The organism is Streptomyces sp. NPDC059895 (assembly GCF_042731035.1).
Taxonomy (GTDB): domain Bacteria; phylum Actinomycetota; class Actinomycetes; order Streptomycetales; family Streptomycetaceae; genus Streptomyces.
In genome coordinates this window covers 15,175-31,177 of sequence record NZ_JBHWKO010000018.1, presented here as the reverse complement: position 1 = coordinate 31,177, position 16,003 = coordinate 15,175, and the positions used below count along the sequence as shown (strand labels likewise).

General features: G+C 73.6%; 14 protein-coding genes and 1 pseudogene. 9 read left to right on the top strand and 6 right to left on the bottom strand.

Annotation, left to right across the window (positions count from 1 at the left end; translation table 11 throughout):
* Positions 1-148: 148 nt before the first annotated feature.
* The 4 genes from ACFV9M_RS21500 to ACFV9M_RS21485 form a co-directional block, all read right to left on the bottom strand.
* Positions 149-1,945 (bottom strand): beta-galactosidase family protein, encoded by a 1,797-nt coding sequence (locus ACFV9M_RS21500; RefSeq protein WP_385061726.1) that lies wholly within the window; start codon positions 1,943-1,945, stop codon positions 149-151.
* Positions 1,946-2,328: 383 nt separating this feature from the next.
* Positions 2,329-3,537 (bottom strand): MFS transporter, encoded by a 1,209-nt coding sequence (locus tag ACFV9M_RS21495; protein WP_385061728.1) that lies wholly within the window; start codon positions 3,535-3,537, stop codon positions 2,329-2,331.
* 103 nt (positions 3,538-3,640) lie between these two features.
* Positions 3,641-3,979 carry a hypothetical protein gene (locus tag ACFV9M_RS21490; RefSeq protein WP_385061730.1) on the bottom strand — a complete coding sequence of 113 codons (339 nt, stop codon included), beginning with the start codon at positions 3,977-3,979 and terminating at the stop codon, positions 3,641-3,643.
* A gap of 166 nt (positions 3,980-4,145) precedes the next feature.
* Entirely contained in the window at positions 4,146-5,402 is a 1,257-nt protein-coding gene (locus ACFV9M_RS21485) for a Ku protein (protein WP_385061732.1), read from the bottom strand.
* Between the two features lie 72 nt (positions 5,403-5,474).
* Between ACFV9M_RS21485 and ligD the strand changes: the two genes are divergently transcribed.
* The gene (ligD, locus tag ACFV9M_RS21480; protein WP_385061734.1) at positions 5,475-6,356 is read left to right on the top strand and encodes a non-homologous end-joining DNA ligase; all 882 of its coding nucleotides are present in this window, start codon (positions 5,475-5,477) and stop codon (positions 6,354-6,356) included.
* Between the two features lie 160 nt (positions 6,357-6,516).
* Here ligD and ACFV9M_RS21475 read toward each other — a convergent pair whose 3' ends face one another.
* The gene (locus ACFV9M_RS21475; protein WP_385061736.1) at positions 6,517-7,323 is read right to left on the bottom strand and encodes a nuclease-related domain-containing protein; all 807 of its coding nucleotides are present in this window, start codon (positions 7,321-7,323) and stop codon (positions 6,517-6,519) included.
* A gap of 112 nt (positions 7,324-7,435) precedes the next feature.
* On the opposite strand from ACFV9M_RS21475, the gene ACFV9M_RS21470 reads away from it, so the two are divergent.
* The 4 genes and pseudogenes from ACFV9M_RS21470 to ACFV9M_RS21455 all read left to right on the top strand — a co-directional run bounded on the left by ACFV9M_RS21470 (position 7,436) and on the right by ACFV9M_RS21455 (position 11,664).
* The gene (locus tag ACFV9M_RS21470; protein WP_385061738.1) at positions 7,436-7,942 is read left to right on the top strand and encodes a dual specificity protein phosphatase family protein; all 507 of its coding nucleotides are present in this window, start codon (positions 7,436-7,438) and stop codon (positions 7,940-7,942) included.
* Between the two features lie 307 nt (positions 7,943-8,249).
* On the top strand, positions 8,250-9,617 hold the full coding sequence (locus ACFV9M_RS21465; RefSeq protein ID WP_385061740.1) for an FtsW/RodA/SpoVE family cell cycle protein: 1,368 nt from the start codon (positions 8,250-8,252) through the stop codon (positions 9,615-9,617).
* Positions 9,614-11,089 carry a peptidoglycan D,D-transpeptidase FtsI family protein gene (locus tag ACFV9M_RS21460; RefSeq protein ID WP_385061742.1) on the top strand — a complete coding sequence of 492 codons (1,476 nt, stop codon included), beginning with the start codon at positions 9,614-9,616 and terminating at the stop codon, positions 11,087-11,089. Before ACFV9M_RS21465 ends, ACFV9M_RS21460 begins: the two co-directional genes overlap by 4 nt.
* A gap of 44 nt (positions 11,090-11,133) precedes the next feature.
* A pseudogene (locus tag ACFV9M_RS21455) lies at positions 11,134-11,664 on the top strand (DUF3291 domain-containing protein).
* A gap of 57 nt (positions 11,665-11,721) precedes the next feature.
* Here ACFV9M_RS21455 and ACFV9M_RS21450 read toward each other — a convergent pair.
* The gene (locus ACFV9M_RS21450; RefSeq protein WP_385061744.1) at positions 11,722-12,330 is read right to left on the bottom strand and encodes a Uma2 family endonuclease; all 609 of its coding nucleotides are present in this window, start codon (positions 12,328-12,330) and stop codon (positions 11,722-11,724) included.
* A 218-nt stretch (positions 12,331-12,548) separates the two neighbouring features.
* Between ACFV9M_RS21450 and ACFV9M_RS21445 the strand changes: the two genes are divergently transcribed.
* The 4 genes from ACFV9M_RS21445 (at position 12,549) to ACFV9M_RS21430 (ending at position 15,987) form a co-directional block, all read left to right on the top strand.
* Positions 12,549-13,487: a diiron oxygenase gene (locus ACFV9M_RS21445; protein WP_385061746.1), complete on the top strand. Its 939-nt coding sequence runs from the start codon at positions 12,549-12,551 to the stop codon at positions 13,485-13,487.
* A gap of 61 nt (positions 13,488-13,548) precedes the next feature.
* Entirely contained in the window at positions 13,549-14,199 is a 651-nt protein-coding gene (locus ACFV9M_RS21440) for a TetR/AcrR family transcriptional regulator (protein WP_385061748.1), read from the top strand.
* A gap of 14 nt (positions 14,200-14,213) precedes the next feature.
* On the top strand, positions 14,214-14,516 hold the full coding sequence (locus ACFV9M_RS21435; RefSeq protein ID WP_385061750.1) for a hypothetical protein: 303 nt from the start codon (positions 14,214-14,216) through the stop codon (positions 14,514-14,516).
* 103 nt (positions 14,517-14,619) lie between these two features.
* Positions 14,620-15,987, top strand: coding sequence for an NlpC/P60 family protein (locus ACFV9M_RS21430; protein WP_385061752.1), 1,368 nt, complete (start codon positions 14,620-14,622; stop codon positions 15,985-15,987).
* The last annotated feature ends 16 nt before the right edge of the window (positions 15,988-16,003 follow it).

Below are 16,003 nucleotides of genomic sequence, written 5' to 3'. Positions count from 1 at the left end.
GGGCGGTCTTCGCCGCCCCGGTTCCGGCAGACCACAGGATAGGCCGGGTGGGACGGGCGGGGCGGACGGGGCGGCGGGGCGGGCGGTCGGAGGGGCTGGAGGGGCGGCGGAGGGGCTGGAGGAGCCGGTACCCGTCTCCGGGGGCGGTTCAGTCTGCCCGGTGGCCGAGGTCGGGGGTGTCCACGAGGTGGGCTCGGGGGGTGGTGGTGGCGTGGAGTTCGAGGAGGAGCAGGTCGTTGGTGCCGGGGCGCAGGACGGGGGCGGGGACGTAGAGCGTGCGCTGGGGGCCGCGGTTCCAGTAGCGGCCGAGCGGGAAGCCGTTGATCCACGCCTGGCCCTTGGTCCAGCCCGGGAGGGACAGGAACGTGTCGGCGGGGGTCGTGACGTCGAACGTCCCGTGGTGCAAGGCGGGTTGGGCGAGGGCGGACGTCGGGGCGGGGGTGGGCGGGAGGGCGTCCGGGGCGGGCGCGTCGTCCAAGGGGAGCGGGTGGCAGGACCAGCCGTGCAGGGGGGTGCCGTCGAAGGTGACCGGGCCCAGGAGTCCCTTGTGGGTGCCGATGCGGGGGCCGTAGTTGACCCGGCCCATGTTCTCGACCAGGACGTCCAGGACGGCGCCCGGGCGGGGGCTGCGGACGGGAAGGGTCTCCTCGTGGCGCTCGCGTTCGACGACGCCCGCGGGCGCGCCGTCCAGGAAGACCTGGGCGCGGTCCCCCACGCCGCCGGTGAAGTGCAGCAGACCGGTTCCCTCCTGCGGAACGGTCGTGCGGTAGAGGACGTATCCGGCACGAAGGCCCAGGACGTCGGCGGACACGGGGGCCGGGGCCTGGGTGGGGCGTTCGGTGAAGAAGGGGTGGGGGGCGTCGGCCGGGCTGTCGGGGGGCGGGAGGAGCGGTGCGCGGCGGGTCAACTCCACCGTGGTCGGCGGGAGCTTCGGGGAGGGGGCGGGCACCGGTTCGTCCGGGACCGGGGCGTGGCGGGCGATCACCTCTCGGAAGGCGTGGTACTTCGGGCCCGGGTCGCCGCTCTCGGTGAGCGGGGCGTCGTAGTCGTACGACGTGACGGTGGGGGCGTAGGCGTGGTGGTGGTTGGCGCCGCTGGTGAAGCCGAAGTTGGTGCCGCCGTGGAACATGTAGAGGTTGACGGAGGCGCCGGCGGCGAGCAGGCGGTCCAGGTCGGCGGCCGCGTCGGCGGCGTCCCGGCCGTGGTGCGGGCCGCCCCAGTGGTCGAACCAGCCGATCCAGAACTCCGCGCACATCAGGGGGCCTTCGGGCTGGTGCTCGCGCAGGCGCGCCAGGGAGCGTTCGACGCGGCTGCCGAAGGTGGCCGTGGTGAGCATCCCGGGGAGGCCGCCGGCCGCGAGGTGGGCCGGGTCGGCCTGGTCGCAGGTGAAGAGGAGTTCCTCCACGCCACGGGTGCGGAAGGCGTCCTCCAGGTGTGTGAGGTAGGCGGTGTCGTCGCCGTAGGCGCCGTACTCGTTCTCCACCTGTACGGCGATCACGGGGCCGCCGGACGCGGCCATGTGCGGCAGGAGCGGGGGGAGGAGGAGGTCGAGGTAGCGGTCCACCGCGTCCGTGAAGCGGGGGTCGCTGCTGCGGAGGCGGATCTCGGGGTCGGCGGTGAGCCAGTGGGGCAGGCCGCCGCCGTCCCACTCGGCGCAGATGAACGGACCGGGGCGGAGCAGGACGTGCAGGCCCTCGGTGGCGGCCAGGCGGAGGAATCGGGGGAGGTCGAGGAGGCCGTCGAGGGCGAGGGTGCCGGGTTCGGGCTGGTGCAGGTTCCAGGGGATGTACGTCTCCACCGTGTTCAGGCCCATGAGGCGGGCCTTGCGCAGGCGGTCGGGCCACTGGTCGGGGTGGACGCGGAAGTAGTGCAGGGCGCCGGAGACGATCCGGAGGGGGCGGCCGTGGAGGAGGAAGCCGTCCTGGGTGGTGGTGAGGGCGGGCATGGCGGGCCTTTCCTTGGCGGGTGGGGTGGCGGGCTGCCTGCTGCGGGAGGTCCGAGGGCTTCCTGCTGCGGGAGGTCCGAGGGCTTCCTGCTGGGGTGCGATCCGGGGGCTTCCTGCTGGGGTGCGGTCCGGGGGCTGTCTGCTGTGTGCAGGTCGGGGGCTTGAGGCCGGCTTGCCGGTGGGTACCGGGTGGAGGGGGTCGGCCGCTGCGGAAGTGCGGGGCTGCTGCCCGAGGGCCGGGGGCCGGGGGCCGGGGGTCGGGGGTCGGGGGTCGGGGGGCCAGGGGGCCAGGGGGTGCGGAGGTGCCGGGGGCCAGGGGGTGCGGAGGTGCCGGGGCCCGCTGCCCGACGGCGGGTGGTGCGGGAGGTCGGGTCCGCGGCTTGCTACGGGGCGGCCGGGGCGGTCGCCCGGGTCAGCCACAGCGTGGCTGCCAGGCAGGTGGCCGAGAGGGTGGCGAGGAGGAGGGGTACGGCCTGGGTGCCGGACCACTCGATGACCTTGCCGAGGGCCGGGCCGGCCGCCACGCCGCCCACCATGGACGCCGCGATGACGACCGCGCCGGCCCGGCGGGCCCGGGGCGCCGCCCGGTGGAGCCAGGGGAGGCCGGTGGGGAAGATCGGCGCGATGAAGAGGCCGACGCCCGCGTAGGCGTAGGGCGCCAGGGCGGGTACGGCGGCCAGGAGGAGGCAGGCGGTCATGCCGGCGCAGGAGACGGTGATGATGGCCGGCGCCGAGAAGCGCAGGGCCAGCGGGGCGGCCAGGAAGCGGCCGGCGGTCATCATCAGCCAGTAGATCGAGGTGGCGGTGGCGGCGATGCCGGCGCCGTAGCCGACGGCTTCCAGGTGGGTGGGTTCCCAGCCGCCGACGCCGGCCTCGATGCCGACGTGCAGGACGTAGAGGGCGACGAAGACGGTCAGGAGGGAGGCCAGGCTACGGGCCCGCGCCGAGGACCCGGGGGCAGCCTCGGCGTCGGCCTCGACTTCGACGTCGGCCTCGGCCGGTCGGGGGGCTCGGTCGCGTACGCCCTTCAGGCACAGCAGCAGGGGCAGGTTGGCGAGGGCGAAGCCCAGGAAGACCGCCTCGTGACGGTCGGCGCCGACCGCGCCGATCAGGGCCGGGCCGAGGATCGCGCCGACGCCGAAGTGGGCGTTGAGGATGTTCAGCAGGGCGGCTGAACGGTGGCCGAAGCCGACGGCGAACAGCTGGTTCAGGCCGTAGTCGATGCCGCCGAAGCCGAGGCCGGCGAGGAGGGCGGCGGTGAGGGCGAGGGGCCAGGTGGGCGCGAGCGCGAAGCCCGCCGCGCCGAGCGCCATCAGCAGGTAGGAGGCGCCGAGGATCCGGCGGTTGCCCATCCGGCCGTACAGGCGGTCGAAGAGCAGGACGCCCGCGACCCCGCCGATGAAGTGGGCGCTCAGGGCCAGGCCGGCGGTCGAGGGCGTGAGGCCGAACTCCTCGCGCAGGGCCGGGATCGCGGGGCCGTAGAAGGCCTGGAGGGCGCCGATGAGGACGAAGCCGACACAGGACGCGACGACGGCGGTGGGGGTGAAGGCGGGGGCAGTGGGGGCGCGGCGCTGTGTCGTCCGGTCGGTCACGCGGGCTCCAGAGGAAGGCCCACGGCGGTGTGGGCGGCCAGTAACGAACTCCGACGGCAGCTGATGTTACCGGTAACATTCGAGGCGTCAAGATCCCCTGCGCTCACCGGTTCTGCTTCCACTGCCCAGCGATCACGAGGCCGGTGTCGGAGCCGCCGCCGGACTCCGTGATCGGCTCGGCTTCCAGGAGTTGGCCCGCCGCCTCCAGGAACTCCCGGGACCGACCGGACACGCTCCGTGACGTGAAGCGGGAAATCTCCACCCTGGAGCGGGCCGTTGCTCCGAACCCGCCGTGCCCCCGCTCACCACGTCCGGCCGGGGAGGAGCCGCGGACCGGCCAGCCGTGCGCCTGGAAGCGCTGCTCCGCCTCCTCCCAGTCGTCGGGCCCGCCCCGGACCTCGACCAGTGTGCGGACTCGTCGGTCGAAGCGCGGTGGCGGCATGGAGGGCGGTCACTCCTGGGCGGGGAGGCGGGAGGGGAGGCGGGAGGGGAGGCGGGGAGGCGGGCGGCTGCGCCGACCGCGGCCCGGCCGGCCGCTCCACGTCTCACCGGACGCCCCCCGCCGGTGGTGATCAGAAGTTCAGACCATCCACGCGCCGAGGTCAAGGTCAGGCCGAACGCCTGCGGCCCGCCGTCTTCTTCTCCGCCGTTTTCTCCGCAGCGGTCTTCTCCGCAGCGGTCTTCTCCGGCGCTGCCTTGGCCGCCGCCGTCGTGTCGGCCGCCGTCGTGTCGGCCGCCGTCTTGTCGGCCGCCGTCTTGTCGGCCGCCGTCTTGTCGGCCGCCGTCTTTCTCCCGGCGGCGGTCTTCGCCGCTGTCTTCTTCGCGGCCGTGCCCCGGCCGGACGCCGTGCTCTTCGCCGCGCTCTTCGCCGTGCTCTTCGTCGCGCCCTTGGCCGTGCTCGCGGTGCTCTTGGAGGCCGTCGACTTCCTCGCCGAGGAGGAGGCGGCAGTCTTCTTCGCCGTCGACGTCGACTTCTTGCCGCCCGTCTCCTTCGGTGCCGTGCGGGCCGGTTTCCGCTGCGGGAGGCGACTGACCTCCGCCTGCTCCGGTTCCGCCGCCGGCTCCTCGCCGCGCGACTCCTTCGCCGCCCGCACGCTCTTCTCCAGGGCCGCCATCAGGTCCAGCACCTTGCCGCCGGCCTCGGGCGCGGCGGTCTCCGGGGGTGTCTCGCCGGCCGCCTTCGCGGCGACGACCTCCTCCACGGCCTCGCGGTACTCGTCGTGGAGGTCGTCGAGGTCGACCTCGCCGAGGGTGTCCATCAGGGCGTCGGCGAGGTCGAGTTCCTTGTCGCGGACGGTGACGGAGGTGTCCGGGGCGACGCCCTCGGGGGCGCGCACCTCGTCCGGCCAGAGCAGGCCGTGCATGGCGATCGCGTCGCCGACCACGCGGAGCATGCCCAGCCGCTCCCGGCCGCGCAGCGCGTACTTGGCGATGGCGACCTTGTTGCTGCGCTTCAGCGCCTCCCGCAGCAGGGTGTACGGCTTCGCCGCCGGGGCGCCCCCGGCCTGGAGGTAGTACGCGGCGTCCATCTGGAGCGGGTCGATGCGGTCGGCCGGCACGAAGGCGACGATCTCGATCGTCTTCGCGGTGGGCAGCGGCAGGTGGGACAGGTCCTCGTCGGTGATCGGGACGATCGTGCCGTCGGCGTCCTCGTACCCCTTGCCGATCTCCGCCTGGCTCACCTCACGGTCTTCCAGCTCGCACACCTTGCGGTAGCGGATGCGGCCGCCGTCCTCGGTGTGGATCTGGCGGAAGGAGATGGAGTGGCTCTCGGTGGCGTTCACCAGCTTGATCGGGATGCTGACGAGGCCGAAGGAGATCGCACCGTTCCATATGGATCGCACGTGCGGCACCTTTCCCGGCATGCAGTGATGAAGGCGCCGCAGAGGAACGCGACGCAACAGAACATTTCCGGCGATTCGTGTGATTCTCATCGTATGACGCCGATTACCGAGGTGGAGGGGCGGCGGCTCGCGCTGAGCAACCTGGAGAAGGTGCTGTATCCGGCGACCGGCTTCACCAAGGGCGAGACGCTGCACTACTACGCGACGGTCGCCGACGCCCTGCTGCCCCATCTGCGGGACCGTCCGCTGTCCTTCCTGCGCTACCCGGACGGACCGGACGGACAGCTCTTCTTCGCCAAGAACGTGCCGCCCGGCACGCCCCGGTGGGTCACCACCGCCGAGGTGCCGCGGGCGGAGGGGCCCTCCCGGATGGTGCTCGTGCAGGACCTGGCCAGCCTGATGTGGGCGGCGAACCTGGTCACCGAGTTCCATACGCCCCAGTGGGTGATCCAGAACGCCGAGGAGGCCGACCGGCTCGTCCTCGACCTCGACCCCGGCCCACCCGCGACCGTCGTCGAGTGCTGCGAGGTCGCGCTGTGGCTGCGGGAGCGGCTGGCGGCGGACGGGATCACCGCGTACGCCAAGACGTCCGGGGCGAAGGGGCTGCACCTGCTGGCGGCGGTGCGCGGGGCGTCCTCCGAACGGGTCACGGACTACGCCAAACGGCTCGCGGTGGAGGCGGAGCGGGCCATGCCCCGCCTGGTCGTCCACCGGATGACGCGCAGCCTCCGCCCGGCCAAGGTCTTCGTCGACTGGAGCCAGAACGCGGCGCGCAAGACCACCGCCACGCCCTACACCCTGCGGGCCCGGCCGGAGCCCACCGTGTCCGCGCCCGTCACCTGGGAGGAGGTCGAGGAGTGCGGGGCGCCGGAGCAGTTGGCGTTCCGCGCGCAGGACGTGATCGCGCGCGTCCGTGACCACGGGGATCTGCTCGACCAGCTGTTCGACGACGAGGCCGCCGGCGAGGTGACCTGAGCGCTCCGCTCAGCGGCCCCTGCCTGCTCCGGGCCCCTGCCTGCTCCGGGACCCCTGCCTGCTCCGGGACCCCTGCCTGCTCCGGCGAGACCGCCCATCGCCACTCCGACACTTCCGCAAGGGCCGCCCATCGCTCCGGCGACGGGTCCGGGCGCCCCCGTCAGCCGGCGGAGCTCCATGTCCCGCGGTCCCGGGCCATGGCGTGCAGAGCCTCCACGTCGGCCGGCTTCAGCACGCCGCCCGCGCGGGCCAGCGCGGCCAGCTCCGTGTCCCGCAGGACGCGGACCTCGCGCGGCGGCACGGTGATCCGGACCTCCGCCGGGGCCACCAGGGCGAGGACCGGGCGGACCTCGGCGGTCAGGGCGTATGAGGCACGGTCCGCGTCGGCGCGGACGCGGCGCAGCAGGGGGTACGGGTCGTGGCGGCCCAGGGCGACCTCCGGGTCGGCGACCAGGACCCGCTGCCGGCGGGCGTACAGCGCGTGGACGGCGAACAGGCCGCCGGGGCCGATGGCCAGGTGGTGGATGCGGTCGCCGCCGGGCAGCGGGACGGAGTGCAGGGTGTGCCAGCCCGCGCCGTCGAGCCGGTCCAGGACCTCGCCGACGGCCTGCTCGGCCGCGAGCGCGCGGCGGCGCGGGTCGGGGCGCAGCCGGTGTGTGGGTCCGGGGTCGCGCTCCAGGGCGACCAGCAGGGCCTCACCGGGACGGTTGGGGGCCAGATCGTCGTCCGGGTGGAGGGCGAGGCGGGCCAGCTCCGCGGGGGTGGGCACCGGGGGCGGTCCGACGGTGACCGGGCCGGTCAGAAAGGGGCCGAGGGCCTCCAGGACGTCGGCCCTGCGGTCGTCGGCGAGGACGTTGACCCGGCCGGCCTCCCGGTCGTACCAGGCGATGTTCCGGCCGTCGGTCAGGCAGACGTAGAGCCGTTCCTGGCCGTGGCGCCAGGTCGGTACGACGCGCAGTCCGGTCATGCACCATCACCCCTATGACCATGGGAACAGGTGGGGCGCTCCAGGGGCAAGAAGGCGGTTGCCCGGGGGAGGAGCTGGGCATGCCTCAGGGACGTGATGGGGGGAGGCGCCGTTGCGGACCCGCGGGAAGCAACCCGACGTACCGGCTCCGGACGCTCCGTGGAACGAGATCACGCCCGGTCTGTGGATGGGCGGCCATGAGTTCCGCGGCGGCACCGGGCAGCGGGAGTTCGCCGTCGTCCGGGACGAGTTCGATCTCGTCCAGACCCTGTTGCGGGTGCCGGGGCACGGGCCCGACCGGGGTGTCCGGCACCAGGTGTGGCCGATCCCCGACGGGCCGCTGGACGGCACCCAGCTCGCGGGCGTGATACGGCTGGCGCAGGCGGCGAGCGAGGCGCTCGACGAGGGGCGCACGGTCCTGGTCCGCTGCTGGCACGGCTACAACCGCTCGGGGCTGGTCGTCGCCCACACGCTGGTCCGCCGGGGCCTCTCGACGGAGGAGGCGATCCGCCTGATCCGGTCGCGGCGCTCGCCCTGGGCCCTGCACAACGAGCTGTTCGTCGCCTACCTGAGGGCGGGCCTGCCGACGGCCCGGCTGCTGGAGGAGCTGGCCGAGTAATCGTTTCTCCCCGCCCGTCCCCCGATGGCCCAGTGCGACGGGCACCCCGCACGCATCGCACCTAATGTGGCGAACAGTCAGATTCGTCCGTCCTGTGTGCGCCCGCGTGGAGGTGACCATGCGCCCGGGCTCCGCCGCCCGCATTCGCCCGGGCTCCGCCGCCCGCACCCGCCCGGCCATGCCCGCCCACACCCCGACACCCGGGAGCCGGGTGTCACACCGGAGCACCCACCACGGCTCACACCACAGCCCCCACCACAGTTCACGCCACGGCTCACAAGGAGCCTCATTTGGGTAGGTTCCGGACATGACGCGAGCCGGAGCCGAAGCCATCGCCAGGGCGATCGAGACGCCGGCACCCGCCGCACGCCTCCCCCGGCGCCGCGGCATCGAACTCTCCCTCATCCTCCTGGCCGTCCTGCTGTCGGTGTACGGATACTGCGCCGTCGGCATCGCCCGGAACGGCACCGTCCCGCCCGGCGCCGCCGGCTACGGCGCCGGACTCGGCGTGCTCGCGCTCCTGGCGCACCTGGCGGTACGGCTGCGCGCCCCGTACGCCGACCCCCTCCTGCTCCCCATCGCGGTACTGCTCAACGGGATCGGCCTGGTGCTGATCTACCGGCTGGACCTGGAGACCCCCGACGACCGGGCGGCGCCCACCCAGCTGGTCTGGTCCGCGCTGGGCGTGTCCCTGTTCGCCTTCGTGGTGGCCGCGCTGCGCGACCACCGGCTGCTCCAGCGGTACGCGTACGTGAGCGTGGTCGCCGCGCTCGGGCTGCTGGCGCTGCCGATCCTCTTCCCGGCGGTCAACGGCGCCCGCATCTGGATCCGCGTCGCGGGCTTCTCCATCCAGCCGGGCGAGTTCGCGAAGGTGCTGCTCGCCGTGTTCTTCGCCGCGTACCTGGCGGCCAACCGCACGGCGCTGGCGTACGCGGGCCGCACGATCTGGTGGATGCAGCTGCCCACCGGCCGCGTCCTCGGTCCGATCGTCGCGATCTGGCTGCTCAGCGTCGCCGTCCTGGTCCTCGAACGCGACCTCGGCACCTCGCTGCTCTTCTTCGGCCTGTTCGTCGTCATGCTCTACGTCGCCACCGGCCGCACCGGCTGGATCACGGTCGGGCTGCTGCTGGCCTCGCTCGGCGCGGTCGCCGTCGGCTGGCTGGAGCCGCACGTGCACAGCCGGGTCGAGGACTGGCTGCACCCGTTCGCGTCGATCGAGGCCGGCCAGGGCCCCAACCAGCTCGCCCAGTCGCTCTTCTCCTTCGCGGCCGGCGGCATGCTCGGCACCGGCCTGGGCCTCGGCCACTCCGTCCTGATCGGATTCGCCACGAAGTCGGACTTCATCCTGGCGACGGCCGGCGAGGAACTGGGCCTGGCCGGCCTCTCCGCCCTGTTCCTCCTGTACGGCCTGCTGGTGGAGCGCGGCTACCGGGCCGGCCTCGCCCTGCGCGACCCCTTCGGCCGGCTCCTCGCGATCGGCCTCGCCTCGATCGTGGCGCTCCAGGTCTTCGTGATCGCGGGCGGGGTGACCGGGCTGATCCCGCTGACAGGCATGGCGATGCCGTTCCTGGCCCAGGGCGGCTCGTCGGTCGTCACCAACTGGGCGATCGTGGCGCTGCTGATCAGGATCAGCGACTCGGCACGGCGGCAGTACGACGGGCAGGCGGCACCGTGAGCCGCCACATCCGGCACGCCGCCGTCTTCTGCGTCCTGCTCCTGGTGGCCCTCCTCGTCAACGCGGCCCGCGTCCAGGTCGTCCGGTCCACCTCCTACGACGACAACCCGGCCAACCGGCGTTCCTCCATCGCCCGTTACGGCCAGCCCCGCGGCGACATCCTGGTCGCCGGCGAGCCGGTCACCGGCTCCCGGGACACCGGGGAGCAGTTGCGGTACGAACGGACGTACACGAACGGGCCGTTATGGGCGCCTGTGACCGGGTTCGCCTCGCAGGTGTACGGGACGACGTTCCTGGAGCACACCGAGGACGGCGTCCTGTCCGGCGCGGACCCGCTGCTGCGGGCGTTCCCGCTGTGGAACGACGTCACCCGGTCGCGGCCCGCCGGCGGGAACGTCGTGACGACCCTGAACGCGGGGGCTCAGCGGGCGGCGTACCAGGGGCTGGCCGGGCGCAAGGGCGCGGTGGCGGCGGTGGAGCCGGCGACGGGACGGATCCTCGCGCTGTTCTCGGCGCCGTCGTACGACCCGGCCGTGCTGTCGGGCAACGGGCCCGCGGTGGAACGGGAGTGGACGCGGCTGAACGCCGACCCGGACCGGCCGATGCTGAACCGGGCGGTGCGGCAGACCTATCCGCCGGGGTCGACGTTCAAGGTGGTGACCGCGGCGGCGGCGCTGGACGCGGGCGTGGTCCGGGACCTCGACGCGCCGACCGACTCCCCCGACCCCTACACCCTGCCCGGGACGACGACCCGGCTGGCGAACGCGTCCAGAGGGTGCGAGGACGCCTCGCTGCGGGACGCGTTCATGTGGTCGTGCAACACGGTGTTCGCGAAGCTGGGGGTGGATGTGGGGGTGGCGGACATGGCGGCCACGGCGGAGGCGTTCGGGTTCGACGCGCCCGGGAGTACCTCCTCCGGGGGAGTGCGCATCCCGTTCTCCGTGGCGCCGAGCACCTTCGACACCTCGGTGGACCGGGCGCAGCTGGCGCTGTCCTCGATCGGGCAGTACAACACGCGGGCCACTCCCCTCCAGATGGCGCTGGTCGCGGCGGCCGTCGCCAACGGGGGGCAGCTGCGCACGCCGTACCTGGTGGAACGCACCACCCGGCAGGGCGGGACGACGGTCGCCACGGCCGGCTCGCGCCCGGCCCGGCAGGTGATGTACCCGTCGACCGCGCGGCGGCTGCGGCAGCTGATGACGGACGTGGTGCGGGAGGGCACCGGCACGAACGCCGCGATCCCCGGCGCGACCGTCGGCGGCAAGACCGGGACCGCGCAGCACGGCATCGGCAACGCGGGCACGCCGTACGCCTGGTTCGTGTCCTGGGCGCAGGGCCACCGGGACCTGGAGCCGAAGGTGGCGGTCGCGGTGGTGGTGGAGGACTCGGCGGCGAACCGGCGGGACATCACCGGGGGCGGGCTGGCGGCGCCGATCGCGCGGGCGGTGATGGAGGCGGTGCTCACCTCGTGAGACGGGGGGGTCCGGACCGGACAGGCGCGTCCTACCGTTCGGTCATGACCGAGGCCACCGCTTTCGAGCTCGCCCAAGTCAACCTCGCCCGCCTCGAGTTCCCGCTGAACTCCCCCGAACTGAAGGACTTCGTCGACGCCCTCGACCCCGTCGACGCCGACGCGGACGCGGCGGACGGCTTCGTGTGGCGGCTCCAGTCGGACGAGGGCAACGCGACCGACATCGCGGTCTTCGGCGACGACTGGCTGATCGTCGACATGTCGGTGTGGCGGGACGCCGACGCCCTGACCGCCTACATGTGCCAGGGCCGTCACCGCGAGATGCTGTCGCGGCGGCGGGTGGGGGTCCCCCCACGCCCTTGAGGCAGTGGGGGAGGTTCGAGCGGGTGCAGGAGGCGATGACGACCCTGTGGTGGGTCCCGGCCGGCCACCGCCCGACGGTCGCGGAGGCCCGCCTGCTGCACCTGCGCGCGCGGCCCGACGCCGTACGCCTTCACCCTGCGCACGTCGTTCCCGGCCCAGGGGGCGCGGCCGGTCGCGTTCGAGGTGCCGGAGGGGCTGGGCTGCTCGGTCTAGGCGGCCCATCGGTGCCGGTGCCGCTCAGCGGTGCCTGCACCGGCGCCCACCCGGCGGTCATCGGCCTCGCGGGGCGATCGCCGTCAGGTCGATGTCGATGTCGTACGGGACCGTCAGTTTGAGGCGGTCGCGGTGGACCCCGTTGGGGACGTACGCCCGGGTAGCGGGGTCGAGCTCGTAGACGTACACGACGGGCAGGCCCTTCTCCTCCTCGACTCGCCAGTAGTGCCGGATGCCCGCCGCGGCGTACTTGCGGGGCTTGGCCTCACGGTCCCGCTCCACCGAGTCCGCCGAGACGACTTCGACGGCGAGGACGACGTCCTCGGGGCGGAACCAGGTCTGTCCGGGACCGGCGTCGGCGTCGCCGTCGGCCCGGTACACCAGGACATCCGGCTCGGGCCGGTTCGTCCTGTCGAGCCTGACCGTCATCTCCCGGATCGCGTCCAGCCCGTCCGGCGCCTGGTCCAGCAACGCGTTCTCCAGCAGGCGCAGCGTGCGCGAGTGGAAGCGGGTCTGCGGACTCACGAAAACCAGGCTCCCGTCGATCAGCTCCGTGTGCGGAGGCAGGTTAGGGAGCCGGTCGAGGTCGTCCGCCGTCCAGCCGTCGGCCGGCGGACGGGCCCACTCGTAGTCCTCGTCCAGCCCGTACTCGCGTGCGGCACTCATGATCACTCCCATGGGGCGGAGCGTGGCAGACATGACCAGCCTACCCAGGGAGAACGCCGAACCGACGCTCGATCGAGTGACCATCGGCCACTTGGTCGACGAGCGGCCGGCGCGGGATGCGCCGTCCGTTGCCGCGCGTTCGAACGGGGTAGACGCCGAGTCAACTAGTCGTGCGCAAGGGATTGACGGCCTTGCTGACAAGCAGTCTCATAAGAGCCATGACGACCCTCACGGAAGCCGACGCGCTCGACGGGCTGCGCGATGCGCTCGGGCTGCTCAAGGACCGGGAGCAGGTGGCCGAGCGGCTCCTCGCCTCCTCCGCCAGGCACTCGTTCGACCCGGACACGGAGCTGGACTGGGACGCGCCCTTCGAGGAGGGCAAGTGGTTCTGGCCGCCGGAGCTGGTGTCGCTGTACGACACGCCCCTGTGGAAACGGATGAGCGAGGAGCAGCGCATCCTGCTCTCCCAGCACGAGGCGGCCGCGCTCGCCTCGCTCGGCATCTGGTTCGAGATCATCCTGATGCAGCTGCTGTGCCGGCACATCTACGACAAGTCGGCCACGAGCGCGCACGTGCGGTACGCGCTCACCGAGATCGAGGACGAGTGCCGGCACTCGAAGATGTTCGCCCGGCTGATCGCGCAGGGCGGCACCCCCTGGTACCCGGTGAGCCGCGTCCACCAGAACCTCGGCCGCCTGTTCAAGACGATCTCCACCACGCCCGGGTCGTTCACCGCGACCCTGCTCGGTGAGGAGGTCCTCGACTGGATGCAGCGGCTGACCTTCCCCGACGAGCGGGTCCAGACCCTGATCCGGGGTGTCACCCGCATCCACGTGGTGGAGGAGGCCCGGCACGTGCGGTACGCCCGCGAGGAGCTGCGCCGCCAGATGATGACCGCGCCCAGGTGGTCCCAGGAGTTCACGCGCGTGACCTCCGGGGAGTTCGCCCGCGTGTTCTCCGTCGCCTTCGTCAACCCCGAGGTCTACACCAACGTCGGCCTGGACAAGCGGGAGGCGATGGCCCAGGTCAAGGCCAGCGGCCACCGGCGCGAGGTGATGCAGAACGGGGCGAGGAAGCTGACCGACTTCCTGGACGACATCGGCGTGCTGCGGGGCGTGGGACGGCGGCTGTGGAGGTCGTCGGGGCTACTGGCCTGACCTCGCCGTCATGGCCACCTGGCCGGGCGCCCGGCGGGGGCGGGCGATTACGCTGCACGTCATGACCCCCGCCGCCCCCGCCTATCGCAGGCTCAGCGTCGAGGAGCGCCGCAGTCAGCTGCTCGACGCCGCGCTCTCCCTCTTCGCGCACCGCGCCCCCGAGGACGTCTCGCTGGACGACGTGGCGGAGGCGGCCGGAGTGTCCCGGCCCCTGGTGTACCGGTACTTCCCCGGCGGCAAGCAGCAGCTGTACGAGGCCGCGCTGCGGTCCGCCGCCGAAGTGCTCCAGCACTGCTTCGACGAACCCCAGGACGGCCCCCTCCTCCCCCGCCTCGCCCGCGCCCTGGACCGCTATCTCGCCTTCGTCGACCAGCACGACGCCGGGTTCAGCGCCCTCCTCCAGGGCGGCAGCGTCGTCGAGACCTCCCGTACGACCGCCCTGGTGGACGGCGTGCGACGGGCCGCGGCCGAGCACATCTACAGCCACCTCGGGGTGGCAGCCCCCGGCCCCCGCCTGCGGATGACCGTCCGGATGTGGATCACCGCCGTCGAGGCGGCCTCGCTCATCTGGCTCGACGAGGACAAGCAGCCGCCCGCGGAGGAGCTGCGGGACTGGCTGGTGGAGCAGTTCGTGGCCGTCCTGACGGTGACCGCGTCCCGGGACGCGCAGACCGCCGACGTGGTGCACGGTGTGCTCGCGGCGGGGGCCTGATCGACACTGGTGCCGTGAAGAGCGAAGACACCCCCTTCGAGGGCGGGCCCATGGACGGCCGCGTCCTCCCCGTGCTCCTGGGTCCCACCGGGCAGCCGCCGAAGACGTACCGCATCCCCGTCCCCGACGCGGCGGGCGGTCCGCCGACCGTCCTCGTCTACCGGCGGGTGCCCCGCGGGCACGGCGGCCGGCTCGGGCTGCCGCGCGGCTGGAAGTACGAGTACGACCCCGAGGGGCCGGCGGCCGGCCGGCCGAGGTGGCCGTGGTCGAAGCCCGGCACCGCCCCGGACCGCAAGCCGGGTGACGCCGACGGGTGAACCCGTTGGGCCGAACCGCGCAGCCCTGCCACGCGACCCGCCCGCGCACCCCTGATGCTCGCCCTGCGGGGTGGAGGGGCCGCCCCGCGGCGGAGGTGATGACGTGTCAGGAAGGATGCCTCGACTGGCGGCTACGGTCTGCACGGCGGCACTGGCCGCGCAGACCCTGCTGACCCCCGAGGCCGCCACGGCCGTTCCTCAGGTTCCTCAGCCCCCGGAGCCCGCCGAACGGTCGGTGGCCGGTCTGCTGACGGACCTTCAGCGGCTGTACCGGGAGGCCGAGCAGGCCACCGAGGCCTACAACGCCACCGAGGAGAAACTGAAGGAGCGGCGCGCCGAGGCCGACCGGCTCCGCGACGCACTGGCGAGGACCCGTCTGACGCTGCTGGAGAGCCGGGGCGCCGCCGGACGCCTGGCCCGGCAGCAGTACCAGAACACCACCGACATCTCCCCCTACGTACGGTTGCTGCTGGCCCGCGATCCGCAGCACGCCCTCGACCAGGGGCATGTGATCGGCCAGTTGGCGCGGGAGCGGGCCGAGACGGTGGGGCGGCTGGAGGGCAGCGAACGCAAGGCCGACGGACTGGCCCGCCGGGCGCGCGCGGCCCTCGACGCCCAGCTCACCCTCACCGAACGCAGGAAGAAGGAACGCGACGACGTGCGCCGCCGCCTGCACGCCGTGGAGGAGCTGCTCGCCTCCCTCACCGCGGGCCAGCTCACCGCCCTCGCCGAACTGGAGCGCGACGGCGTCGCCAAGGCCCAGAAGACGCTCATGGCGTCGGGCGCGCTGAGCGACGACCGCAACCCCTCCGAGGAGGGCGGCCGCGCGGTGCGCTACGCCGTGCGGCAGGTCGGCAAGCCGTACGAGTGGGGCGCGGAGGGGCCGGCGTCGTACGACTGCTCGGGCCTGACGTCCGAGGCGTGGCGGGCCGCCGGGGCACCGATCCCCCGCACCAGCCAGGAGCAGTGGGCCCGGCTGCCCAGGGTCCCGCTGGACGAGCTGCGCCCCGGCGACCTGGTGATCTACTTCCCCGAGGCCACACACGTGGCGATGTACCTGGGCAAGGGCCGCGTGGTCCAGGCCCCGCGCCCCGGCGACCGCGTCAAGGTCTCACCGATCGCCGCCAACCCGGTCCTGGGAGCCGTACGACCCGACGGCCGGGCGGGACCGGGAGCGGGGACGGGAACGGGGACGGGAACGGGGACGGGAACGGGGACGGGAACGGGAACGGGGACGGGAACGGGAACGGGGACGGGGACGGGGACGGGGACGGGGACGGGGACGGGGACGGGGACGGGGACGGGGACGGGTGTCGAACAACCCGACAGCCCGCCGGGGACGGGGACCGTCCCGCCCGACGCCCCGCCGGAGACGGCAACCGCGCCACCCGGCGGCCGACCGGAGACGGGGGGGCGTACGGCCCGGCAGCCGACCGGAGGCGGCAGCCGTGCCACCCGACGGCCGACCTGAGACCGGAGGCGTACGG

Bases quoted from the DNA above. Each gene is read 5' to 3' on its own strand.
- ACFV9M_RS21500 (WP_385061726.1), bottom strand. From the start codon at position 1,945: ATGCCCGCCCTCACCACCACCCAGGACGGCTTCCTCCTCCACGGCCGC.
- ACFV9M_RS21490 (WP_385061730.1), bottom strand. From the start codon at position 3,979: ATGCCGCCACCGCGCTTCGACCGACGAGTCCGCACACTGGTCGAGGTC.
- ACFV9M_RS21485 (WP_385061732.1), bottom strand. From the start codon at position 5,402: ATGCCGGGAAAGGTGCCGCACGTGCGATCCATATGGAACGGTGCGATC.
- ligD (WP_385061734.1), top strand. From the start codon at position 5,475: ATGACGCCGATTACCGAGGTGGAGGGGCGGCGGCTCGCGCTGAGCAAC.
- ACFV9M_RS21475 (WP_385061736.1), bottom strand. From the start codon at position 7,323: ATGACCGGACTGCGCGTCGTACCGACCTGGCGCCACGGCCAGGAACGG.
- ACFV9M_RS21465 (WP_385061740.1), top strand. From the start codon at position 8,250: ATGACGCGAGCCGGAGCCGAAGCCATCGCCAGGGCGATCGAGACGCCG.
- ACFV9M_RS21450 (WP_385061744.1), bottom strand. From the start codon at position 12,330: ATGAGTGCCGCACGCGAGTACGGGCTGGACGAGGACTACGAGTGGGCC.
- ACFV9M_RS21445 (WP_385061746.1), top strand. From the start codon at position 12,549: ATGACGACCCTCACGGAAGCCGACGCGCTCGACGGGCTGCGCGATGCG.
- ACFV9M_RS21440 (WP_385061748.1), top strand. From the start codon at position 13,549: ATGACCCCCGCCGCCCCCGCCTATCGCAGGCTCAGCGTCGAGGAGCGC.